27 protein-coding genes are annotated in these 22,145 nt (G+C 51.4%); 8 read left to right on the top strand and 19 right to left on the bottom strand.

Annotated elements, in window-relative coordinates:
* Positions 1-2: 2 nt before the first annotated feature.
* The 3 genes from secB to GY634_RS04495 are packed head-to-tail and all read right to left on the bottom strand — an operon-like array spanning position 3 to position 1,252.
* Positions 3-515 carry a protein-export chaperone SecB gene (gene secB, locus GY634_RS04505; RefSeq protein WP_135867041.1) on the bottom strand — a complete coding sequence of 171 codons (513 nt, stop codon included), beginning with the start codon at positions 513-515 and terminating at the stop codon, positions 3-5.
* Between the two features lie 41 nt (positions 516-556).
* Positions 557-814: a glutaredoxin 3 gene (grxC, locus tag GY634_RS04500; RefSeq protein WP_135867043.1), complete on the bottom strand. Its 258-nt coding sequence runs from the start codon at positions 812-814 to the stop codon at positions 557-559.
* Positions 815-841: 27 nt separating this feature from the next.
* Positions 842-1,252, bottom strand: coding sequence for a rhodanese-like domain-containing protein (locus GY634_RS04495; RefSeq protein WP_166407385.1), 411 nt, complete (start codon positions 1,250-1,252; stop codon positions 842-844).
* A gap of 91 nt (positions 1,253-1,343) precedes the next feature.
* Here GY634_RS04495 and gpmA point away from each other — a divergent pair, with 91 nt between their 5' ends.
* The 4 genes from gpmA to GY634_RS04475 all read left to right on the top strand — a co-directional run bounded on the left by gpmA (position 1,344) and on the right by GY634_RS04475 (position 5,981).
* The gene (gpmA, locus tag GY634_RS04490; protein WP_166407384.1) at positions 1,344-2,090 is read left to right on the top strand and encodes a 2,3-diphosphoglycerate-dependent phosphoglycerate mutase; all 747 of its coding nucleotides are present in this window, start codon (positions 1,344-1,346) and stop codon (positions 2,088-2,090) included.
* 1 nt (position 2,091) lies between these two features.
* Complete coding sequence (locus tag GY634_RS04485) at positions 2,092-3,612, top strand: murein hydrolase activator EnvC family protein (RefSeq protein WP_166407383.1); 1,521 nt, start codon at positions 2,092-2,094, stop codon at positions 3,610-3,612.
* 116 nt (positions 3,613-3,728) lie between these two features.
* The gene (locus GY634_RS04480) at positions 3,729-5,216 is read left to right on the top strand and encodes a S41 family peptidase (protein WP_166407382.1); all 1,488 of its coding nucleotides are present in this window, start codon (positions 3,729-3,731) and stop codon (positions 5,214-5,216) included.
* A 12-nt stretch (positions 5,217-5,228) separates the two neighbouring features.
* A complete protein-coding gene (locus GY634_RS04475; protein WP_166407381.1) occupies positions 5,229-5,981 on the top strand; it encodes a HesA/MoeB/ThiF family protein in 753 nt (250 codons plus the stop codon).
* On the opposite strand, the gene GY634_RS04470 is transcribed toward GY634_RS04475, so the two are convergent.
* The 6 genes from GY634_RS04470 to GY634_RS04445 all read right to left on the bottom strand — a co-directional run bounded on the left by GY634_RS04470 (position 5,978) and on the right by GY634_RS04445 (position 10,159).
* Positions 5,978-6,736, bottom strand: a complete 759-nt coding sequence (locus tag GY634_RS04470) for a pyrimidine 5'-nucleotidase (protein WP_166407380.1) — start codon at positions 6,734-6,736, stop codon at positions 5,978-5,980. The two genes, GY634_RS04475 and GY634_RS04470, sit on opposite strands and share 4 nt — an antisense overlap.
* Positions 6,736-7,635 carry an acetylglutamate kinase gene (argB, locus tag GY634_RS04465; protein ID WP_166407379.1) on the bottom strand — a complete coding sequence of 300 codons (900 nt, stop codon included), beginning with the start codon at positions 7,633-7,635 and terminating at the stop codon, positions 6,736-6,738. The genes GY634_RS04470 and argB overlap by 1 nt, the downstream gene beginning before the upstream one ends.
* Positions 7,636-7,727: 92 nt before the next feature.
* A complete protein-coding gene (locus tag GY634_RS04460) occupies positions 7,728-8,237 on the bottom strand; it encodes a peroxiredoxin family protein (RefSeq protein ID WP_242683600.1) in 510 nt (169 codons plus the stop codon).
* A complete protein-coding gene (locus GY634_RS04455; protein ID WP_166407378.1) occupies positions 8,234-8,950 on the bottom strand; it encodes a BON domain-containing protein in 717 nt (238 codons plus the stop codon). Before GY634_RS04455 ends, GY634_RS04460 begins: the two co-directional genes overlap by 4 nt.
* A complete protein-coding gene (locus tag GY634_RS04450) occupies positions 8,950-9,543 on the bottom strand; it encodes a phosphoheptose isomerase (RefSeq protein WP_166407377.1) in 594 nt (197 codons plus the stop codon). Before GY634_RS04450 ends, GY634_RS04455 begins: the two co-directional genes overlap by 1 nt.
* 154 nt (positions 9,544-9,697) lie before the next feature.
* Positions 9,698-10,159: a YraN family protein gene (locus tag GY634_RS04445; protein WP_166407376.1), complete on the bottom strand. Its 462-nt coding sequence runs from the start codon at positions 10,157-10,159 to the stop codon at positions 9,698-9,700.
* Positions 10,160-10,193: 34 nt separating this feature from the next.
* Here GY634_RS04445 and rsmI point away from each other — a divergent pair, with 34 nt between their 5' ends.
* Positions 10,194-11,135: a 16S rRNA (cytidine(1402)-2'-O)-methyltransferase gene (rsmI, locus tag GY634_RS04440; RefSeq protein WP_166407375.1), complete on the top strand. Its 942-nt coding sequence runs from the start codon at positions 10,194-10,196 to the stop codon at positions 11,133-11,135.
* Here rsmI and GY634_RS04435 read toward each other — a convergent pair.
* The 10 genes from GY634_RS04435 to GY634_RS04390 all read right to left on the bottom strand — a co-directional run bounded on the left by GY634_RS04435 (position 11,132) and on the right by GY634_RS04390 (position 18,674).
* Positions 11,132-12,043, bottom strand: a complete 912-nt coding sequence (locus tag GY634_RS04435; RefSeq protein WP_166407374.1) for a septal ring lytic transglycosylase RlpA family protein — start codon at positions 12,041-12,043, stop codon at positions 11,132-11,134. The two genes, rsmI and GY634_RS04435, sit on opposite strands and share 4 nt — an antisense overlap.
* Positions 12,040-12,915, bottom strand: a complete 876-nt coding sequence (rapZ, locus tag GY634_RS04430; RefSeq protein WP_166407373.1) for an RNase adapter RapZ — start codon at positions 12,913-12,915, stop codon at positions 12,040-12,042. Before rapZ ends, GY634_RS04435 begins: the two co-directional genes overlap by 4 nt.
* Before the next feature lie 70 nt (positions 12,916-12,985).
* A complete protein-coding gene (hprK, locus tag GY634_RS04425) occupies positions 12,986-13,921 on the bottom strand; it encodes an HPr(Ser) kinase/phosphatase (protein WP_166407372.1) in 936 nt (311 codons plus the stop codon).
* A complete protein-coding gene (locus GY634_RS04420; protein ID WP_166407371.1) occupies positions 13,896-14,384 on the bottom strand; it encodes a PTS sugar transporter subunit IIA in 489 nt (162 codons plus the stop codon). The genes hprK and GY634_RS04420 overlap by 26 nt, the downstream gene beginning before the upstream one ends.
* Positions 14,385-14,549: 165 nt before the next feature.
* Positions 14,550-14,876 carry a ribosome hibernation-promoting factor, HPF/YfiA family gene (gene hpf, locus GY634_RS04415; RefSeq protein ID WP_166407370.1) on the bottom strand — a complete coding sequence of 109 codons (327 nt, stop codon included), beginning with the start codon at positions 14,874-14,876 and terminating at the stop codon, positions 14,550-14,552.
* 153 nt (positions 14,877-15,029) lie between these two features.
* Positions 15,030-15,806, bottom strand: a complete 777-nt coding sequence (lptB, locus tag GY634_RS04410; RefSeq protein WP_166407369.1) for an LPS export ABC transporter ATP-binding protein — start codon at positions 15,804-15,806, stop codon at positions 15,030-15,032.
* Positions 15,807-15,814: 8 nt separating this feature from the next.
* On the bottom strand, positions 15,815-16,450 hold the full coding sequence (gene lptA, locus GY634_RS04405; protein ID WP_166407368.1) for a lipopolysaccharide transport periplasmic protein LptA: 636 nt from the start codon (positions 16,448-16,450) through the stop codon (positions 15,815-15,817).
* Between the two features lie 8 nt (positions 16,451-16,458).
* Entirely contained in the window at positions 16,459-17,064 is a 606-nt protein-coding gene (lptC, locus tag GY634_RS04400; RefSeq protein WP_166407367.1) for an LPS export ABC transporter periplasmic protein LptC, read from the bottom strand.
* A gap of 10 nt (positions 17,065-17,074) precedes the next feature.
* Positions 17,075-17,683 carry a KdsC family phosphatase gene (locus GY634_RS04395; RefSeq protein ID WP_166407366.1) on the bottom strand — a complete coding sequence of 203 codons (609 nt, stop codon included), beginning with the start codon at positions 17,681-17,683 and terminating at the stop codon, positions 17,075-17,077.
* Position 17,684: 1 nt separating this feature from the next.
* A complete protein-coding gene (locus GY634_RS04390; RefSeq protein ID WP_166407365.1) occupies positions 17,685-18,674 on the bottom strand; it encodes a KpsF/GutQ family sugar-phosphate isomerase in 990 nt (329 codons plus the stop codon).
* 154 nt (positions 18,675-18,828) lie between these two features.
* On the opposite strand from GY634_RS04390, the gene GY634_RS04385 reads away from it, so the two are divergent.
* The 3 genes from GY634_RS04385 to cydB are packed head-to-tail and all read left to right on the top strand — an operon-like array spanning position 18,829 to position 22,134.
* Positions 18,829-19,398 carry a GbsR/MarR family transcriptional regulator gene (locus tag GY634_RS04385; RefSeq protein ID WP_166407364.1) on the top strand — a complete coding sequence of 190 codons (570 nt, stop codon included), beginning with the start codon at positions 18,829-18,831 and terminating at the stop codon, positions 19,396-19,398.
* A complete protein-coding gene (locus GY634_RS04380; protein WP_166407363.1) occupies positions 19,391-20,965 on the top strand; it encodes a cytochrome ubiquinol oxidase subunit I in 1,575 nt (524 codons plus the stop codon). The genes GY634_RS04385 and GY634_RS04380 overlap by 8 nt, the downstream gene beginning before the upstream one ends.
* A 14-nt stretch (positions 20,966-20,979) precedes the next feature.
* Complete coding sequence (gene cydB, locus GY634_RS04375; RefSeq protein WP_166407362.1) at positions 20,980-22,134, top strand: cytochrome d ubiquinol oxidase subunit II; 1,155 nt, start codon at positions 20,980-20,982, stop codon at positions 22,132-22,134.
* Positions 22,135-22,145: the final 11 nt, after the last annotated feature.

Below are 22,145 nucleotides of genomic sequence, written 5' to 3'. Positions count from 1 at the left end.
ATTTACTGAATAGGCTGGTTTTGTGCTTCGGAAGCAGCTTGTTGCTGAGCTTCGGCTACGCGTTGCTCGTACATCTGCTGGAAGTTCACTTCAGTCAGGTGCAATGCTGGCAGTGTGGTGCGAGTGATGGCATCAGCAACCGTTGCACGCAGGTATGGGTACAACATGGTTGGGCACACAATGCCCAGTAATGGATCCAACTGTTCAGCAGGAATGTTGGCTGCTTCAAAAATACCGGATTGTGTTGCTTCGATCAGGTACAGCACTTTGCCCTGAATACGGGTAGTGACCGTGGCCGTTACAGAGGTTTCGAAAATGCTTTCAGCCAAGCGCTGAGCGCCTACTTTCAGTTCTACTTCAACGTTAGGAGCTTCTTGTTCCAAGAAGATCTGTGGTGCATTGGGCATTTCCAGTGAAAGGTCTTTCACGTAAGTGCGCTGCAAGCTGAAGCTAGGTTGTGCGGCCTGTTCGTTGGCGGCTGCGGCATTGTTTTCAGGTGTGTTCTGTTCGGACATGAAAGCTCCAGAAAAATGGTAGGTCAGATACCGTTAGATAATTAGGATTCCAGCAGCGGCACCAGTTCGCCAGCGCGATCCAAAGCAGCTAAATCATCATAGCCGCCCACATGGGTATCGTTGATGTAAATTTGGGGAACGGTGCGACGTCCGGTGCGTTCCATCATGATGGAGCGTTGTTCAGGGTCACGATCAATCAGGATTTTTTCAATGTGTTCTACACCGCGCTGTTTCAGCAGCATCTCGGCACGTACGCAATACGGGCAGACGGCGGTGCTATACATAAGAACTTTTGCCATGATAGTGTCAACAAGCGTTAAAAAGTGTTAGGACTTGCGCACTGGCAAGCCAGCTTGTATCCAGCCTTGAAGACCGTTTTCCAAGCTAAATACCTTATCAAAACCCAGTTTACGCAAAGTTGCAACAGCCTTAGAAGAGGTGCGGCCTTGCTCGCATACCACTACAATAGGCTTATCTTTGGCAAAGTGATTGCTACGGCTTTCCAGATCAGCAGGCTGAATGTTTTGTGCTTGCGCAATATGGGCAGCTTTGAACTGATCTGCAGAGCGAATGTCGACGATGATGGCATCGTGCTGGTTCATTTGTGCAACGGCTTCAGAAGGGCCAATGGCTCTACCATTACGGTTTTTAGTGAAGGCTGGTAATAGAAGCATGATGCCGGAAAGCACGGCAACGACTAAAATTAGCAGGTTGTTTTGACTGTATAAGAATTCCACGATAAATCCTGATGAAAGCCGGAAATGAATGGTTGAAGGGTTTAATTATAAAATGGACAGCAATTTTTAACTTAGAGGCTGTATTTTTACCATGTATAAACTTGTATTGATGCGTCATGGCGAGAGCCAGTGGAATCTGGAGAACCGTTTTACCGGTTGGACAGATGTTGATCTGACTGAAGCTGGCCGTGAACAGGCCCGTCAAGCGGGCGAGTTGCTCAAAGCCAATGGCTATGAGTTCGACATCGCATTTTGTTCTGTGCTTAAACGTGCCATCCGTACGCTATGGATCGTGCTCGACACTATGGATGCTATGTACACTCCAGTGGGCATGAGTTGGCGCCTAAACGAGCGTCATTATGGCGCGTTGCAGGGTTTAAATAAAGCAGAAACTGCAGAAAAGTACGGTGAAGAGCAAGTACATATCTGGCGTCGTGCCTATTCTATCGGCCCTGAGCCAGTGGCTGAAGACGATCCACGTCACCCACGTTTTGACCCACGTTACAACCGTTTGAAACCCGAGCAACTGCCCGCTACAGAATGCTTAGAGACCACTGTAGAGCGTGTGGTGCCGTTCTGGAACGAGTCTATTGCACCGGCTATTCGTGCTGGCCGTCGCGTGCTGGTTACTGCTCATGGCAACAGCTTGCGTGCGTTGATCAAGTACTTGGATAACGTGTCCGAAGACGAAATCGTGAACCTGAACATCCCTACAGGCCAACCACTGGTATACGAATTGGACGAAAACCTGAAGCCAATCCGTCACTACTACCTGGGCGATGAAGACGCTATTGCTGCGCAAATGCAAGCGGTAGCAGCACAGGGTAAGGCGAAATAATATGCGTCGTGGCGTGCTCTTGCTGTGGTCATTACTGGCTGCATCCCCACTAGCTTTTGGGGCAGAGGACTTACAGTCCCGACAAAATGAGGCTAGGCAACAGCAGCAAGAGCTACGCCAACGCATACAATCGCTACAGCGAAATATTGAAAAGTCAGAAAGCTCACGACAAGACGCAGCTCAAGCGTTGCGGGCGACAGAAAGTGCGATTTCTGACAGTGATAGGCGTTTATTAGAGCTGGAACAGCGTTCAAAGCAGGTACAAAAGCATTTGGGCGAATTGCGTGCCCAAACCAGTGAACAAGAAAAACTGCGAGATCAACGCCAGCAAGAGCTAGCAGAGCAATTACGGGCTATGTATGCCAGCGGTTTGTCGCCGTGGGCAGCGTTGTTGTCGGGCGATGACCCGCAAGCCATACAGCGCGAGTTGGGCTACTTATCGTATGTGTCCCAAGCGCAAGCAGACAAAATCCAAGCCTTACATGCCACCTTGCGCAACTTAGAAAGGTTACAGGCGAACGTGCAGTTGTCGCAGCAAGAGCTTGCACAACTCAGCGCCGAAAGTGAGCAAAAGAAACAAGAGTTGTTGGCACAGCAGACTGAGCGCAGCCAAGTGCTGGCTAGAGTGCAAACAGAGCTGAGTCAACAGCGTGGGCAAGCCACTCGCTTGCAAGGCAACGATGAGCGTTTGGGCCGCTTAATTAGCGGTTTGGACGTGGAAATTGCTAGGCAAGCAGAGCTAGCGCGCCAAGCTGAACAGCGCCGCCGTGAGGCTGCAGAACGCCAACGACGTGAAGCGGCTGAAGCCGCTCAGCGTCAACAAGTGGCAGAGCGCCAAGCACGTGAGTTGGCGGCGCGACGTGCAGCAGAGGCCCGTGTTGCGGAAGAACGCAGACGCGCTGAACAAGCACGAGAACCCCTGCAAGTGGTACGCGTACGACCTAGCGACGGTGTGGTGGCTGTGGATGCCGAGGAAATGCCGCGTGAACGCATACGTATTACGGAAGAGTCTGTAGTCAGAACACCGCCACCTCCGCCCCCACCAGCGGTACGCGAGGTGGTGCGTAGTGCACCGCCTGAACCTACACCGGCCCCGTCTGAGCCGGTGCGTGAGGTGCCCGCTGGAGGCTTTAATGGATTATCTAAAGGCTTGCCTATGCCGGTGCAAGGCACAGTGCAAGGGCGCTTTGGTGTAGATAGGCCTGATGGTGGCGGTAAATGGCGCGGCATCATGATTCGTGCCGAGCAAGGCCGAGCAGTGAAAAGCGTGGGCGCAGGGCAGGTGGTATATGCCAATTGGCTCAATGGCTACGGTAATTTGTTAATAATTGATCACGGTAACGGTTTGCTTACGGTTTATGGGCATAATCAGAGCCTATTAAAGCAAGTAGGTGATGTGGTTAGAGCCGGTGAGGACGTCGCACGCGTTGGTGCAACGGGTGGTCAGGTAGAGCCAGGGTTGTACTTTGAAATTCGTCAAAATGGGCAGCCTGTAAACCCTCAGCTATGGTTGCGGGGCTAGGCAGATGGCGGTATTCTTTACCTCTACGCAGGAAGTGTCTGTTGCTCAACCTTTTGTAAAACATGCTTGTACTGCCCAAATGGGCGATACCAATAATTCAAGATTACAGGAAACACATGGCTAATCGCAGGCTTCGCGGAATAGGATTAATAGGCTTAGGCGCTTTGGGTGGGGTATTAATTAGCCTAACCGTCAGTGCAGTAGCCCAACGAGGTGAGCCGCTACCATTGCGTGAGCTACAACAGTTCGCCAATGTGTTCTCAGCCATTAAAAGCAGCTACGTCGAGCCCGTTTCTGATCAAGCACTGATTGGCGATGCGATCCGTGGCATGTTTGCCGAACTAGACCCGCATTCCACGTACTTGGATGCCGAGGCATTCCAAGAAATGGAAAACATGACTCAGGGCGGTTTCGGCGGCTTGGGTATAGAAATTGGTAGCGAAGACGGTCGTCCTAAGGTGATTTCACCTATTGAAGACTCTCCTGCTGCGAAAGCTGGCATTATGGCGGGCGACATCATCGTGCAGATTGATGGTAAACCCACCAAAGACATGAGCTTGAATGACGCGGTGAAACTGATGCGCGGTGAGCCGCAAAGTTCAGTGAAGCTAACCATTCAACGTGCTGGTCAAGATAAAACAATAGATGTCACCATTGTGCGTGACCTAATTAAAGTACAAAGCGTACGCGGCAAAAAGCTGGATAACGACTTGATGTATGTGCGTATTGCACAATTCCAAGAGCGTACTGCTGCCGACCTGATTCGTCAGTTGCGTACCCTAAGCGAAGGCACAACCCCACGCGGTTTGGTGCTAGACCTACGTAATGACCCCGGTGGTTTGTTGGAAAGCGCCATTGGCGTGACCTCGGCATTTGTTGAGCCCGGTAAGCTGGTGGTATCTACCAAAGGGCGTATTCCTTCGTCCAACCGTGAGTACTTTGCTAAGCCTATGGCATCGGTACTGAGCGATTTACGTGGCGATCAAGAAGCCCTGCGCTCGTTGGGCTGGTTGCGTGAAATTCCTATCGTGGTGCTGGTGAATGCTGGCTCTGCTTCGGCCTCCGAGATTGTGGCGGGTGCATTGCAAGACCATAAACGTGCAACGATTTTGGGCGGAAGATCCTTTGGTAAAGGTTCTGTGCAAAGCGTACTGCCTTTGGGCGAAGACTCCGGTATCAAGCTGACTACAGCGTTGTACTACACACCAGAAGGCCGCAGTATTCAGGTTACCGGTGTAGAACCCGATATCTTGGTAGATGATACCGCTCAAGGTAATTTGTTCCGTCTACCACGCGAAGCCGATTTGCAGCGTCACTTGCATAACGAAAGTGGTGACAACGAAGACGCTCAGAAAGACACGCAAGAATACGTGGAAGAACCCAAAATGTTTGAGTTCGGTGGCGCAGATGACTTCCAGCTTATGCAAGCGGTTAACTTCTTAGAAGGCCGCGAGGTGAAGAAATCTGATCCAACAGCGGTAGTAGAGCCCGCTGCGGAAGGCAGTGCGGATGATGCTCAAAAAAAAAGAGTAACGCCGCGCAATAGTGAAGGGGCTGAGCGTTTTAGAGTGACGCCTCACGGACTAGAGCCTGCTAAGCCTTAAGCTACGTTAGCTATGAATGATCAGCATTTGATGCGCTACGCACGCCATATACTCTTAAATGAGTTTGGCGTGGAAGCGCAGGAACGTATTGTTTCTTCCCATGCGCTTATTGTGGGCGCAGGTGGTTTGGGCTCGCCAGCTGCGTTTTATTTAGCTGCTGCGGGTGTGGGTACCTTAACCCTCGTTGACGACGACGAGGTGGAACTGAGTAATCTACAGCGCCAGATTCTGCATACTACCGATCGTATCGGTATGCCTAAGGCAGAATCAGCCAAGCAAAGCTTGGCGGCGTTAAATCCGTCTATTGAGATCAATACGGTTTGCCAACGTTTAGACGAAGACGCATTGCAGCCTTTAGTGATGGCGGCCGATATCGTTTTAGATTGCACCGATAACTTTGCCACGCGCCATGCAATTAATCGCAGTTGCGTGCGCCATCACAAGCCGTTGGTATCAGGGGCGGGCATACGCTTTTCAGGCCAGATCAGTGTGTACGATCTGCGTGATACGACGGCACCTTGCTATAGCTGCCTATTTCCCGAGGCCGATGACGTAGAAGAGCTGCGTTGTGCTACTACAGGGGTGTTTGGGCCAGTTGTAGGTACCGTAGGCTGCATGCAAGCCGCCGAGGCACTGAAAGTCTTGGGTAACTTCGGAGAGCCGCTGGTAGGGCGTCTATTAAGCTTTGATGCACTAACAGCCAAATGGCACAGCATACGCTTTAAAAAAGACCCCGGTTGCGAGGTCTGTGGGCAGTCATCTTAGCGGTTGCTGTATTCCACTAGTTTTAAGCGACGATGGCGTTGTGCTAAGTCTCTGATGCTGTGAATACGTAAATCCACATAACTATTTCTACCTCGGTGCATGGCTGAATGCGGTGTGCCGGGGTTGAATATGTGCACAGTTTGCATCCCTAGCTGCTTTGCACTCTTCAAATTGCGCAGCGTATCTTCTACCAACACAAAGTGTTCAGCGGGCAGCGCAAAGCGTGCCTGTAGTTGCTGCATTAAGGCTAAGGATGGCTTGGGTCTGAAGCGGCCCTGAAGTTGCATGTGCTCAATGGCCCAAATCTCTTCAAATACCGAATGCATGCCTACCAGTTGCAGCACTTGCCTAGCGTAATGCTCGGGTGCATTGGTGAGCACGATTTTTCTGCCGGGTAAGCGATTTAGCTGATGGATGATATCGTCTTCAGCGCACAGCAGGGGTTGTAGCTCAAAGTTATGGCTACGGTGTAGAAATTCATGAGCATCCACGCCATGATGCCTATGCAGGCCTATCATGGTGGCACCGTAACGTTTCCAGTATTTCTGACGCAGCGCATTGGCTTCGTGCATGCCTACCTGCACGAATTCGGCCACGGCTTCAGTCATGCTGCGATCAATGGCTTGGAATATGCCTTGCGAGGCGTTGTGCAGCGTATTGTCTAGGTCAAAAAGCCAGACGGTTTGTGCTGTAGCGGTTTGAGGGTAATGCCGCCCACTGCGGGTGCGCAGCGGGCGTTGGGGCGCAGACTGCATTAGTGTGCGCTAATCATGGTGCCTACACCACGATCGGTCAAAATTTCCAACAACAAGCAGTGCGGTACACGACCATCAATCACGTGTACGGAGTTCACACCATTGCGGGCAGCATCCAGTGCCGAGGAAATTTTTGGCAGCATACCACCAGAAATAGTGCCATCTTGGAACAGTTCGTCGATGGTTTGCGCGGATAGACGACGCAGCAAATCACCGTTTTTGTTCAGCACACCGGGGGTGTTAGTCAGCATAATCAGCTTTTCAGCACCCAGTACTTCTGCCATTTTCCCCGCTACAACGTCAGCATTGATGTTGTAAGCACGACCATCTTCACCGTAACCAATAGACGAGATCACAGGAATGAACTGATCGTCTTGCAACGCTTTAACCACGGCAGGTTCAATGCGCGTGATATCGCCCACAAAACCAATATCAATCATGTTGTCAGGATCGTTGGCATCCGGTAGGAATTTTTTCTTTACCTGAATTAAACAACCGTCTTTACCTGTTAAACCTACCGCTTTACCGCCGGCTTCGTTGATCATCATGACGATGTCTTGTTGTACCTGGCCGCCCAGCACCCACTCCACCACTTCCATGGTCTCGGCATCGGTGACGCGCATACCTTGAATAAAGGTACCTTCTTTACCCACGCGTTTCAGCGCATCGTTGATTTGTGGTCCACCACCATGGATCACAATGGGATTTAAGCCCACCAGCTTCAGTAGCACCACGTCGTGGGCAAAACTGCGCTGCAAGGATTCTTCTGTCATGGCGTTGCCGCCGTACTTAATCACCACCGTTTTTCCGTGGAAACGACGGATGTAGGGCAGGGCCTCGGAAAGAACTTCCGCTTTAATGGTGGGGGAAGAGCTGGGGGATTCGCTGGAAGTGGTCATCTCGGTGTTCACATGCAAAGATGAAAGAAAACCCGGGCGCTAAACGCTTCCCGGGGTCTGAATGAATACTGTACTACCAAATGACGAAAATTTTAACTGGCAAGTGCTTTTTCAAGGGTATTGATGAAGGTTTGCTTGTCGTAATTTCCCACATAACGGCGCAGTATGTTCCCTTGCTTGTCAATGAGGAAGGCGGTAGGCGTGAGTCGTACATCGCCGAAAGCCTTCGCAATACTACCATCGGCATCACGGGCAACCGTGAAAGGGAGTTGGCGCGAACTGGTAAAGTTGCGCACGTACTCTTCAGGATCGTGCTTCATGGCTACGCCAATAACTTCAAAACCTTTATCGGCGTAGTCGCGGGCGTATTGGCTAGTGTCAGGCATTTGGGCAACACAGGTAGTGCAGTCTGTAGCCCAAAATTTCACCAGTACTACTTTACCTTGCAATGACGCCATACTGATGTCTTCGCCTTCTAGGCTGTGAAACGTGACATCAGGTGCTTTGGTGCTGGAATCTGACTCGGCGTCGCCGCAGGCAGCCAGAAAACCCAGTGCACCAATTAGCATGAATTTAGAGAGTAAGGAAAACAGCTTGCTCATTGAACCGGTATCGCTTCAGGGCCATTATCCAAAGAGGATGAGGCAGGTGGAGGGGAGGTGTTATTCCCCGTATTAGACACGGTTGAGCTGTTTTGGTTCTGCTCTTGCTGTACGCTTGCGGGGCTTACGTACTCAAACAGTTTTACTACCTTGTTTACGCCTTCCACACCCGCGGCCGCTAAGGCAGCGCGCTCACCTTCGGTGGTGGTGACCTTACCCTGCAAATACACCACACCACGCTCTGTCGTCACACTGATGGTGCGGCTAGGTACTTCTTTGGTGTTGATGAGTGCAGTGCGTACCTTGGTGGTGATCCAACTGTCGTTAGAGCGTACACTTAATGACGTGACGTCACCCACGCGCAAGTGGTTATACACCTTGCGTACTTTAGGGATTTTGCCAACGTTGCTTTCTACTTGCTGGCGCATTTCTTCGGTAGGTACATCACCTACCAACAGCAGGTGGCCAGCATAAGAGTTGGTGTTGATGCGTGCATCCTGTTCGCCAACCAGTTTACGGGCTTCTGCACCCGCTTTCATCTCGATGGTCTGGTCATCCACCTGTTCTCCGGCTGTACGTCTGTCGGTTGCGACAGTTGCCGTTGTCGCAGCAACGCCACCTACGGCAATAGCAGCACACCCACTAAGTGCGATGCTACCTGCTAAACCTAGCGCAATAAGAGAGAGGCGGGTAGTACGAACAGAAAAAAGCATTATTCAACATCTCCGAGTAGGAGCGCATCAATACCGTCACACATGGCATGCAGCATGAGCATGTGTACTTCTTGTATACGCATGGTGCGTTCATGGGGAACACACAGGTGAATATCGGTGTCACGCAACATTTTACCGATTTTGCCACCACCTTTACCGGTAAGGGCAATCACGACCAGATCACGCTCATGGGCGACCTGAATGGCACGCATGACGTTTTCTGAGTTACCGCTGGTAGAGATAGCAATCAGAATATCGCCGGTTTGTCCTAAAGCAGCCACTTGGCGCTCGAAGACAGCATCAAAACCGTAATCGTTACCCACCGCTGTAAGGATGGAGGTATCGGTATTGAGGGCAATACCTGCTAGGGGCAGGCGATCACGTTCAAAACGACCTACCAATTCAGCAATAAAGTGCTGGGCGTCAGCCGCCGAGCCACCATTGCCGCAGGCAAGTGCTTTGCCGTTATTCGTGAGCGTGGCAAATAAAAGTTCTACAGAGGCAGCCAGTGGCTCGGTGAGCTCCTGGGCACTGAGGTAAAGCGCTTCGGCAGAGTCGTCGAAGTGCTGGGTCATTTTAGCGATCAGATCCATGATGTTGATTATCGCATGATCAAGAATTGAGGTGAATGCCGTAGCACTGGTTCCCACGATTATGACACTTATGTCTGCATAATGGGGGATGCCCACGTATAGAGTGGGGGCGGTTTCTACCGGTTATAGCGTGAAAGTGCAAAAAATCGCAACCTTATGTAAAAGCATGACGAATCCAGTGCGGTTCAGCGTTGTGAAAGGCGATGACATCAAAACGGCATGAGGGCAGTTTTCCCTCAAAATGTTGGCGACATAGATGGGAAAGCAAAAAGCGGGCTGATAGGCGGATACGTTGTTGCTTGCTTCGGTTTACACTGGCGACTGCGCCGTCAAAGAGCTGGTGCTGGCGGTAACGTACCTCCACGAAAATTAAGGTGTGGTGATCCGTGGCGATAAGGTCTATCTCGCCAAAAGGTGTGTGCTGATTTTGGGCCAGTATGTGCAGGTTATGTGCTTGCAGAAAGCGTGCCGCTTGCTGCTCGTAATGCCTACCTAAGCGCTGAGTAGGCGAGAATGTACGACGTTGCGCTTGCGTTGCCACACGAGCAGGTCGCTTCTTAAGCAGACGACGTTGGGCAAGACGTGCCAGAGCGGTGGGCGAAAGAGGCTGGCTCATGGTGATCAATAATGTGAAAAGGTAAGAACCTAGTATGGATGAGAACAAGGTAGAACAGAGTATGGGTGTGACAGTTCAGAGTCTGTTGCAACGTACAGAAGAACAGTCATGGCCACAGGCTTGTCTGTACGTGGTGGCTACCCCTATAGGTAACTTAACCGACATGAGTCTGCGCGCGTGGCAGGCATTGCGACGTTGTGATGTGATTGCTGCCGAAGATACGCGCTCTACGCGCCCACTTCTGCAAGCATGGGGGGTGGATACGCCCTTAATGGCGGCACACCGTCATAATGAAGAACAAGCGGCACAGCAGATTGTGGCTAAGCTAGAGGCAGGTCAGCGTGTGGCATTAGTGTCCGATGCTGGTGCTCCTGCCGTCAGTGATCCAGGCTCACGCATTGTGCGTAAGGTACGCGAGGCGGGCTTTAGGGTGTTGCCATTGCCTGGTCCGTCAGCGGTGATTACGGCGTTGATGGCTACGGGTGTGACCACGGATGAAAACCCTGCGTTTGCGTTTGCTGGGTTCGTGCCGTCTAAATCCATGGCTAGACGTAAATGGTTGCAGCAGTGGGAGCGGTTTGATGGCCCGGTATTGATGTTTGAAGGGCCGCATCGTTTACGTGCGACGTTGCTGGATATGTTGGAAGTCTATGGACCAGATAAGCAGGTAAGCGTGGCGCGTGAACTCACCAAGCGTTTTGAGCAGGTACATACCTTGGCGTTGGGTGAGGTAGAGGCGTGGCTAGATTCAGATAGTCATCACGAACAAGGCGAGTTTGTGTTGGTGGTGCATGCAACCGTGCAGGTGGCCGCACAGGCTGAAACAGACATTGATGAGGTGACTCAGCAATGGATGCGAGTACTGCTGACGCAGTTGTCTGTGAAAGATGTGGTGAAGCTAGCAGGCCAAGCCAGCTCGTATAAACGCGATGCGCTGTATGAGTGTGCGTTGCAGCTCAAAGAGCAAAGCCACTAACGTATGGCCAAGCTGGATACGATGCCGGTCTCTTGCTCTATGCGACGGCCGGCTTCTAGGGCCTCACTGCGGCTGTCATAAGGGCCTATTTGTACACGGTACAAATCATTAGTAGGGGCCACATGCGCCTCGCGAAACTCTATGCTGCTGATTTTTTGGTTCAGGTGCTCCACTAAGGAGCTCGCACTTTGTTGTGCGGCAAAGGCCCCAAACTGCAAATACACTTGCGGAATGCCACTGCTGCTGTTGCTGATAGTGGTTAAGGTGCCACCAGTGCTACCAGACTGAACGCCGTTATCAACCGGCTGCAGTGTGGCTGGGCTTTGTACCGTAACAGGGGTAGGGCTAGCTTGAGCATAGGAGCCCGAGCGTATCTCGTCGTGAGTAATGGCTTCTACGATTACGGCACCACTGCCAGGCCCAATCAAACCAAGTTTGGTGGCAGCCACGTAAGAGAGGTCAATAATACGACCACCATGAAAGGGACCCCTGTCGTTGATGCGCACAATGATGCTTTGCCCGGTTTGGGGGCGTGTCACTTTGGCATAGCTGGGCAGAGGGAGAGTGGGGTGGGCTGCGGTCATGGCGTACATGTCGTAGATCTCGCCATTCGCTGTTTTTCGCCCGTGAAATTTCTTGCCATACCACGAGGCGGTGCCGGTTTGTCTAAAAGGCTTGCCGTCGGTTAAGGGTACGTATTGCTTGCCCATTACCGTATAAGGACGCATATTGGCGGGGGCATAGCGCTCAATGCGGGGTTCGGCGTTGGGAATGGATTGTAGATTTTTGGGTGGGTTAACGTCGGGGCCATCGTCTTGGTAATAACCACCGCCTCGTTTGACTGATGTGCCGCACCCTGCAAGGATGGCGCTAAGTAAAAGAACGAAGAAGAGTTTGCTACGTATCATGGCACCGGATTGATGGGTGGTTGATTGCGATGGCGTACTAACAACGGCGAGTGGTGTGAGAAGCGTCGGGCTAATTGCTCTACCACATAGACCGATCTATGTTGCCCACCGGTGCATCCGATGGCTACCGTCAGGTAGTTACGCGTGTCTTGCATGTACAGAGGTAGCCAGCGTTCTACAAAGCCAGCAATGTCATCTACCATGTTTTGTACGCTACCAAAACGGTCTAACCATTGGGCCACAGGTTCGTCGCGACCTGTGAGGTGGCGCAGCTCGGCATCATAGTGGGGGTTTGGTAAACAGCGCACATCAAACACTAAGTCAGCATCACCCGGTACGCCACGCTTGTACGCAAACGACTCAAAGGTCAGTACTACGGGGGCGCGATCTGCTTGCACTAAGTCGCGCACCCAAGCACGTAACTGGCCGGGGGCCAGATCACTGGTGTCAATCACATGTTCTTGTTCGCGCAAAGCAGCCATCATCTGGCGTTCAGCATCTATACACGCTTGTAAAGAAGGTGCTTGATTGTCTTGGCGTAAGCGGTCAGTGAGCGGGTGACGTCGGCGAGACTCAGAATACCGCTGCTTTAGCGTATGGTCGTTGGCATCCAGAAAAATGACTCGCACTGCAACGCCGCTATTGCGCAGTTGCGTGAGAATGCCGGGCAGGCTGTTCAAATCGCCAGGGGCGCGCACGTCAATAGCAATAGCGACGCGGTCCAGTTGCGTTTCTACAGATCGAGTGATGAACTCTTGTAAAAAAGGAACGGGTAAATTATCGACGCAGGTGTAGCCAGTGTCCTCGAGTAAACGTAGGGCAACGGATTTACCTGAACCAGAAATTCCGGTGATAAGTACAACTTTCAGCATGGATGATCAGCGACATACAGAAGGGAAAAAGGCCGGCATGACACCGGGCTCTCTAACTATCATACCAATTCTATACTACGCGCTGTTGACTGCTTTCCTGTATGGCTTGGGCCTGACGCTCAATAAAATCACGCATGGTGTCTATGCCACGAATTTTCAGGATAGTGTTTCGCACAGCCGCTTCTACCAGTACCGCCAAGTTTCTACCTGCTGCAACTTGTAGCATGACTTGCAAGATATCCACACCCAAAATGGACTGAGTACGGTCTTGCATAGGCAGGCGTTCGAAGTCGGCAGGGTTTGCTCGCATTAAATGCACAATGAGTTTTAAATTCATTTTTCGGCGTACCGAGGTCTCGCCGAAGATGGTGCGTATGTCTAGCAGGCCCAACCCACGTACTTCAAGCAGATTTTGCAGTAATTCGGGGCACTGTCCCTCGATCACGCTGGGCGCGGTGCGGAAGACTTCTACCGCATCGTCAGCGACTAAGCCGTGACCACGGGAGATAAGCTCTAGTGCCAGCTCGCTTTTACCCAGCCCAGACTCACCTGTAATTAATACACCTAAGCCTAGAACGTCTAAGAACACACCATGCAAGATGGTGCTAGGCGCTAAGCGTTTGTTTAAGTACACACGCAGCAGATCAATAATTTCTGCAGCATCCAGCGGTGAGGCCAATAAAGGAACGTGGTGATGGGCGCAAAAACTCACCAAGTCTTCAGGGGCCTGTGCATTGCTGGCAATGATAATGGCGGGAACGCCGCCTTGTGCAAGTTCTTCTAGATGATGCTGGCGTCGTTTAACATCGAAGCGATGGTAGTACGACAGTTCTTCCAGACCAAAAACCTGAATACGTGCGGGGTGTATCAGGTTTAGGTGTCCTAGTAGATCCGCAGCGGCCATGCCGGGATCCAGTAGGATATGGGCGGCGGATAATTCACCCGCCAGCCATTTGAAATTCAGACGTTCAGAGGTATCGCTAACAAGTTCCTGTATCGTCAACATGGTCTGGTTTGTCCACATGGCTGGTAAGAAGTTGGTGGATGACAGCCGGGTCGGTTTCTGTGTTCAGCGCGTGGCGCAGGTCTGGATCAGACATTAGACGGGCAATTTCGGCCAACAAGTCTAAGTGCACCTGAGTTGCATTCTCGGGAACGAGCAGAATAAAGAGTAGGCTGGCAGTGCGGCCATCGCAGGCATCAAAACGTACGGGTTCAGCTAAACGAACAAAAGCCGCTAAGGGCTCTTTTAAGTCTTTGATGCGGCCATGCGGAACAGCAACGTTATGGCCTAGCGCGGTAGAGCCTAGGCGCTCACGTGAGAAAAGGCTTTGGAAAACAACCGTACGAGCAATGCCCTGATTGTTTTCAAATAACAAACCTGCTTGTTCAAATGCACGCTTTTTACTGGTAGCTACCAGGTCCAGTACTACATTTGAGGGAGGCAGAATTCGCGACAGTAAGTTCATGATTTACAGTACAGAGACTAGTGCGGGTAAGCACCGTCACATAAATTGGAGTTAAGCGCCATTTAATACGAAACTGCGGGAATAATAAAGCCCCATGTAACGGGGCTAGGTAGATACAGCAGCGTAAGGCCTACTGATTATAGAGGAACTCTGACGCGAGCGCCTTTACAGTGAGGCGGATTCCATACGCTTGTGCGGCGTATGTGCGTGATTACCAACTTTGTCCTTGGCTTTGATGATTTGCCGTTCAACCTTGTCAGCCAATACGTCGATGGCAGCATACATGGATTCTTCGGCAGCTTCACTATGTAGGTCTTTACCTGCTAGACGCAGGGTAACCTCTGCTTTTTGCTGTACGCGCTCAACTGAAAGAACGACCTGAATGCCGATGACGCTGTCAAAATGTTTGGCGACGCGCCCAATTTTATTTTCCACGTATTCGCGGATGGCTGGAGTGATTTCTACGTTGCGACCGGTAATGCTCAGACTCATATAAAGCTCTCCTGTGAGGTCAATATGCACAGCGTACGTGTGCGAAGGACAGTAGGTAAGTCGTGTTCTCCATATCTGTTATTGATGACTTCAGTATACAGAAATGAAAGCCCTTGAGTATGATTCTGGTCAAAAATCCGTGTTTTCCCGTACCTACATTTTGAAGTGCTGACCCAAGTAGACTTGGCGTACTGCTTCGTTGTTAATGATTTCGTCAGGGTGGCCGCTGGTGAGCACTGTGCCATCGCTAATGATGTAAGCGCGATCACAGATGCCTAGGGTTTCACGCACATTATGGTCCGTAATCAGTACGCCAATTTGTCGCGAGCGTAAGTACTGCACAATGCGCTGAATTTCGATCACAGCAATAGGATCCACACCAGCAAAGGGTTCATCCAACAGAATAAAACGAGGTTGGGTGGCTAAAGCGCGGGCAATCTCTACGCGTCGGCGTTCCCCACCAGACAACGATAGTGCTGTGTTGGTGCGGATGTGACCAATTTGTAGTTCGTCAATTAAGCGCTCTAGTTGTTCTTTGATCTGAGCAGCGCTAAAACGCTTGCCGGTTTGGCGATCAATTTGCAGCTCTAGCACGGCACGAATATTTTGCTCTACGGTGAGGCGTCTAAATACCGAAGCGTCTTGAGGCAAGTAGGACAAGCCCAAGTGAGCACGCTTATGCATAGGCAGGCTAGCGATAGGGGTGTCGTCAATATCTATACGGCCACGGTCAGCAGCCACAATGCCTACAATCATGTAGAAACTGGTGGTTTTACCTGCGCCGTTAGGTCCGAGTAGGCCTACCACCTCACCGCTGTTCACGGTGATGGACACATCTTTCACTACAGTACGCTTACCGTAGGTTTTGCTTAGGCCGGTAGCGACCAGTTGGCCCTTAGGCTGATTGGAAGTAGAAGCGGTGGTTTCCATGATGTGTCTTAGGGTTTGGCAGTGGCCGAAGCGGCGGCAGGCGAGCGACGTGTGCAGTCGGCTAGAGCAGCATCTGATTTAGAGCGGTGACGGGTAACGGAGCGTACTCGTTGGTTAGGGCCTGCTGATTGTGGGCCGCCAAAGGCTTCGTACGTGTCGGTGTCTTGGTGGTACACAATGCGCTCACCGCGAATGTTGTCTTGTGGTTGGCCACAGACATAACGGGTGACCACGGCTTGCCCAATAAGAATCAGTTGCTTGGCTTTACCGTCGTATTCGGCACGCAAGCTTTCGGCTTTGATGTTTTCAAATTTTTCTGGTTTTTCTTGGCGTAAATGTACGCGGTCTGCTTGTTCTACAGTGGCGGTACCAAACTGGAAGCCATCGGCATCTTCGCGCATGGCCAAACGATCTGACGATAAAGTGAGATTGCCACGCGTCATGGTGACGTTACCCACAAAGATACTTTCGCGCTTGATGTCGTCGTAATGCAGCGTGTCAGACAAAATCAGGGTGTCAGGTTCTTCTGCTGGGGGCGTACTTTGTGCCGCAGCCAATGTGTTACCCAGTGCTAGTACGATTCCCGCACACCAGAGCAGAGGGCGCGAGCGACGTAGCGTAACAGTAGAAAGTGCAGGAGTCATAGGGGGCTTCATGGGTTGGAGGAAGACTGACGTTCTTGTCGGTCTTGACCAGATATTTTGACATCTGAGGCGGAAAACACCTCAAGTTGGCGTGTGGTGTTGTTGTAGCGCATGCCCTTGCCTCGCATGGTGGAGTTACCGTTCACCACCAAAGCGGGTTCTTCAGTGTGTACCACGTCTTCGTCAGGCAGAATGACTAAGACTTCACTGCGTACATCTAATGGCTTGCGCTCGGCATCTGGTAAGCGCTGAGCATGGGCATCACCAATCAGTGTGATGCGGCTGCCGTCTTGATCCATGATGGCGGTGTTCGAGGTGGCAATAATAATGGGCGAATCGGCTTGGTTGCTGACGGCACGGGCACTGGTGATCTCGTAGGAGTCGTCGTCTGGGTAGTGCAGCATGTGCTTGCCTTCCAAACGATTTAAGGCACGGCCTTGTTCGTCTGTACGCACCAAAATAAAGTTTTGTGCCCACGAATCAGGTTCGTGCGTAAAACGGCGGGGCGGATCCACTTCTAAAGAGCGCTGCGTATAGTCGGCCGCCCACCATGTGCCTGCTACCAAAATAAGCAGCAGCACCATGGCAACCAGAGAGGGCAGTTTTTCGCGCATAAATTCAGCCTTACTGAATAGAGCCAGCAGTATTAAAGGTGCGGGGTTGCAAACACGCTCCCAGCTTACCTTGCGCGGCCAAAATCAAATCGCAGCATTCACGTACCGCACCTGAGCCGCCTTCTTGTGTCGCTACCCAATGGGCTATTTGAGAAATATAGACAGGGGCATTGGGCACGCTGGCCGCAAAGCCTACGCGCTGCATGGCCACTAAATCAATGATGTCATCGCCCATGTAGCCTATTTCAGCAAGGTTTAGCCCCATTTTGGTGGCAATTTCTTGAATGACGGGTAGTTTGTCGCTGATGCCTTGGTGTACTTCGGCAATGCCTAGGTCAGCAGCACGGCGCGCCACAATGGCACCTTGCCTGCCCGTCACCAATGCAACGTGCACGCCATTTTCTTTAAGTAAACGCAGCCCTAAACCGTCCAGCGCATGAAACGCTTTTAAGGCTTCGCCGTGTTCGCCATACCAAAGTCGGCCATCTGTTAATACACCATCCACGTCAAATACCATGAGGCGTATGGCTTTTAGACGTTGCTGTAGGTCGGCATCTACTCGAGCCAGAATTAGGGCTTCTACAGGGTGTGGTGCTGTGAGTGGTGTGTTTTGGGACATGTTATATCACCTTCGCTGCCAGCAAATCGTGCATGTGCAACGCGCCCAATAGTTGGCCTTGCTGGTCTGTAATAAGTACTTGATGAATACGGTTGTCATCCATCATGCGGGCGGCTTCTATAGCCAGTGCATTAGCGGAAATTTGGCGCGGTGAGGGAGTCATGCCTACCGTCACTGTGGCTTGACGTATATCACCTTGTTTGGCGATTAACCTACGCAAATCACCGTCCGTAAAAATGCCTACCGGATGTCGCTGGGCATCCACCACAATGGTCATGCCCATACCTTTGGCTGACATTTCAGCTAACGCGTCGGTGACGAGGGTGTCGGTATGCACTATAGGTAAAGCGTCGCCTTGGCGCATCACATCGCGCACAAAGGTGAGCAATTGTTTGCCTAATGCACCACCGGGGTGAGAGCGCGCAAAGTCTTCGGCGCTAAAGCCCCTAGCTTCTAAACACGCAACCGCTAAGGCATCGCCCAGTACCAAGCACGCTGTAGTGCTGGTGGTAGGAGCCAGGTTTAGCGGGCAGGCTTCTTGTTCTATATGTACGTCTAGATGCAAGTCGGCACTTTGTGCGAGCTCAGATTGGTCGTTACCAGTCATGGCAATGAGCTTAATGCCTAAGCGTCGGGTCACCGTCAGTACGGTGATGAGCTCTTGCGCTTTGCCTGAATAAGATAGGGCGATCACAAGGTCGTCTTCAGTGATCATGCCTAAGTCACCATGCAGGGCTTCGGCAGCATGCATGAAGAATGCTGGCGTACCGGTGGAGGCTAAGGTTGCCGCGATTTTGCGTGCAATATGTCCTGATTTTCCGATCCCAGTAACCACCACTCGGCCTTTGCAGTTAAGCAACAAACCAACGGCTTTGACTAGGTTGTCGTTAAGCCTGCCTCGCAATTCTTGCAAAGCATGAGTCTCAATGTCGAATGTGCGCTGGGCCGAAGCTATAACGCGTTTTGGATCCGGTGTGATGAAGGCTCTCATAGCAAAACTCTACTCTAATCGCGTATTTTAGCCGGTCTTTGCTCGCTTGCGGAGAGTAATGAGTAAAGCTTGAGACTTGAATAGAGAATGCGATAGGACTATGATTCGTTCATTATCGCAATTTCAGTAATTACTGAAACTTCAGGAGCAGTTGATGATCTTAGACCCACAAGCCGAACGTTTTATTTTGCACTTTGGTGAGATGGGAGGACGTTGGGGAGTAAACCGCACCGTTGGGCAGATCTATGCACTGCTGTTCTTGTCTCCGGAACCTCTGCACGCAGAGGAAATTGCAGAAACACTAAAAATTTCACGATCAAACGTGAGCATGAGTCTTCACGAGCTGCAGTCTTGGCGGTTGGTGTTACTCAGCCACAAAGTAGGGGATCGCAGAGACTACTTTGAGTCCCCTAAAGATGTGTGGGAAATTTTCCGCCGTCTGGTAGAGGAAAAGCGCAAACGGGAAATAGACCCTACGCTGACATTATTACGTTCCATATTGATGGAGCAACCAGAGGACGCGCGGGAAGAGTACGAACATCAACGAATTGCGGCAATGTTAGAGCTGATAGAACTAGCTACGGGCTGGTTTGATGAAGTGCAGGACTTGCCGCCAGAGACCTTGCAGAGCCTGATGAAACTAGGCTCCAAGGTGCAAAAGGTATTGGGCCTAGTGGGCAAGGTCCGAAAAAGTGTGAAGTTATCCGGAGATCAACATGATTGATTTAGACGTGGTGTCATTGTCGAGGTGGCAGTTTGCCTCTACCGCAATGTTTCACTTCCTGTTTGTTCCCTTAACCTTGGGGCTATCGTTCCTGCTTGCCATTATGGAGAGCGTGTATGTCATGACGGGCAACGCTATTTGGCGGCGCATGACGATGTTCTGGGGCAAGTTGTTTGGTATCAACTTTGCGCTAGGGGTAGGGACCGGGGTAGTGATGGAGTTTCAGTTCGGAATGAACTGGGCTTACTACAGTCATTACGTAGGTGACATTTTTGGTGCACCGTTGGCCATTGAAGGACTGATGGCCTTTTTTCTGGAAGCAACCTTTGTAGGTCTGTTCTTCTTTGGTTGGGACAGGCTATCTAAAGTGAGCCACTTGGTGGTGACGTGGCTAGTGGCTTTTGGTGCAAACTTTTCGGCGCTGTGGATTCTGATTGCGAATGGTTGGATGCAAAACCCTGTGGGTGCTATCTTCAACCCAGAAACCATGCGTATGGAGATGACCAACTTTGCCGATGTGCTGTTTAACCCTGTGGCACAAGCTAAGTTTGTGCACACCGTGAGCTCGGGCTATGTGTTGGGTGCTGCCTTTGTGGTGGGTGTAAGTGCATGGTATGTATTGCGCGGTCGCCATATAGAAATAGCACGTCGCTCCCTAACCGTAGCAGCCAGCTTTGGTTTGGCTGCGTCGCTATCCGTTGTGGTATTGGGTGATGAAAGTGGTTACCTGACTACCGAGCACCAACAAATGAAAGTGGCGGCGATGGAAGCAATGTGGGAAACCGAGCCTGCACCTGCAAGCTTCAAGCTGTTTGCGATTCCTGACCAAGAAAAACGCGAAAACCTGATTGAGCTAGATATCCCCTGGGCAATGGGTATTATCGGCACGCGTTCATTGAGCACAGAAATGGCGGGCATTAATGATTTGGTAGAGCATGCACAAGTGCGTATACGCAATGGTTTGTTGGCCTACGATGCACTGCAGAAAGTACGTGCGGACAAAACCGACAGCGAAGCTCGCGCCGTGTTTGATGCACACTGGCAAGATCTGGGTTACGCCTTGCTGCTCAAACGTCATGTGAGCGATATGAGCGACGTGACGGATGAACAAATTGCGCAAGCCGCATGGGATACCGTTCCTCAAGTGGCCCCCTTGTTCTGGACCTTCAGGGTCATGGTGGCATTGGGCTTTTACTTTATTGCTTTCTTTGCTGTGGCTTTCTTCTTGGCCTCCAAAGACCGTATTACCCATAGCAAACGCTTTCTTAAAGTGGCGTTGTGGACCATTCCGTTGCCATGGATCGCGATTGAGTGCGGTTGGTTTGTGGCCGAGTTCGGTCGTCAGCCATGGATTATTGAAGGTGTATTGCCGACTTACTATGCCGCTTCGGGCTTAAGTGTGACCGATCTGGTGATCAGTATGGCTGTGTTTATGGGCCTCTACACAACGTTGGCCGTGATTGGAATTAAGGTCATGCTGCATTCCATTCGCAAGGGACCTGATGAGCAGAGCCCTGAGCCCAATGTATCGCTTACACCTACCCACAGTGTGTTAGGCGCAGAGTAATAAGGGGAAATACCATGGATTCATTTATTTTGCTTGATTACGATACGCTGCGCATTATTTGGTGGTTATTGCTAGGCGTGTTACTGGCACTGTTCGCGGTGATGGATGGTGCCGATATAGGTGTGGCGATGTTGTTGCCCGTCGTGGCTAAAAGCGACGATGAGAAACGTGTGTTGTACAACGTGATTGGCCCCGTCTGGGAAGGCAACCAAGTGTGGTTGATCTTGGGGGGCGGTGCGATTTTTGCTGCCTGGCCAGTGTTGTATGCGATGGCTTTCTCGGGCTTTTACTTAGCCATGCTCCTGCTGTTGGTGGCGCTGATTGTGCGTCCGGTCGCGATTAAATACCGCAGCAAAATGGAATCGGCCCAATGGCGTAATCGCTGGGATACGATTTGGTGCTTAAGTGGCGTGGTCTCTGCACTGGTGTTTGGTGTGGCGATTGGTAATGTGCTGCTAGGCGTGCCTTTCGGTTTTGATCCTGAAACTTTGCGTCCGCTGTACACCGGTAGTTTCTTTGGCTTGTTCACCCCATTTGCACTGCTAACCGGTGTGGTGAGTATTTTGTTGCTGGCCTTCCAAGGGGCGGTAGTATTGTCGTGGAAGACTGAAGGCGCTGTGGCTAAGCGTGCTGTACGTAGTGCAAAAATCACGGGTTTATTGATGTTGGCGCTCTTTATCGCTGCGGGCGTATGGGTAGCTACAGGTCTGGAAGGACAAGTGCTGACTTCCGCTATTGAGCCAGGTGCGTTCTCTAACCCACTGAGCAAAACAGTAGAAGTCACTCAAGCCGGCGGTTGGATGCTGAACTTTAGCCTTTACAGCTGGATGTGGTTGGCACCGATGATTGCCGTCTTGGCCGCGTTGGTCGCCATCGTGCTGGTGTCGCGTGGTTCGCTGTTCGCCGTATTCTGCTCGTCAGTCTCGGTCATCGCGGTGGTATTAACCTTTGGCTTCGCGCTGTTTCCTTTCTTGTTGCCATCGTCATCGCAGCCTGATGCGGGGCTGACTATTTACGATGCGTCGGCTAGTCATTTGACGTTATGGGTAATGCTGTTGGTCACTTGCATTTTCTTACCAATGATCATTGCTTACACCAGTTGGGTGTACAGCGTGATGCGCGGCAAGGTAACAACAGATCGCGTGCACAACGCTCCCCATTCCTATTGATTTGCGAGGGC

It is taken from the genome of Paenalcaligenes suwonensis (genome assembly GCF_011290505.1).
GTDB classification, from domain to species: domain Bacteria; phylum Pseudomonadota; class Gammaproteobacteria; order Burkholderiales; family Burkholderiaceae_B; genus Paenalcaligenes; species Paenalcaligenes suwonensis.
This window is presented reverse-complemented; position numbering and strand designations above follow the sequence as displayed.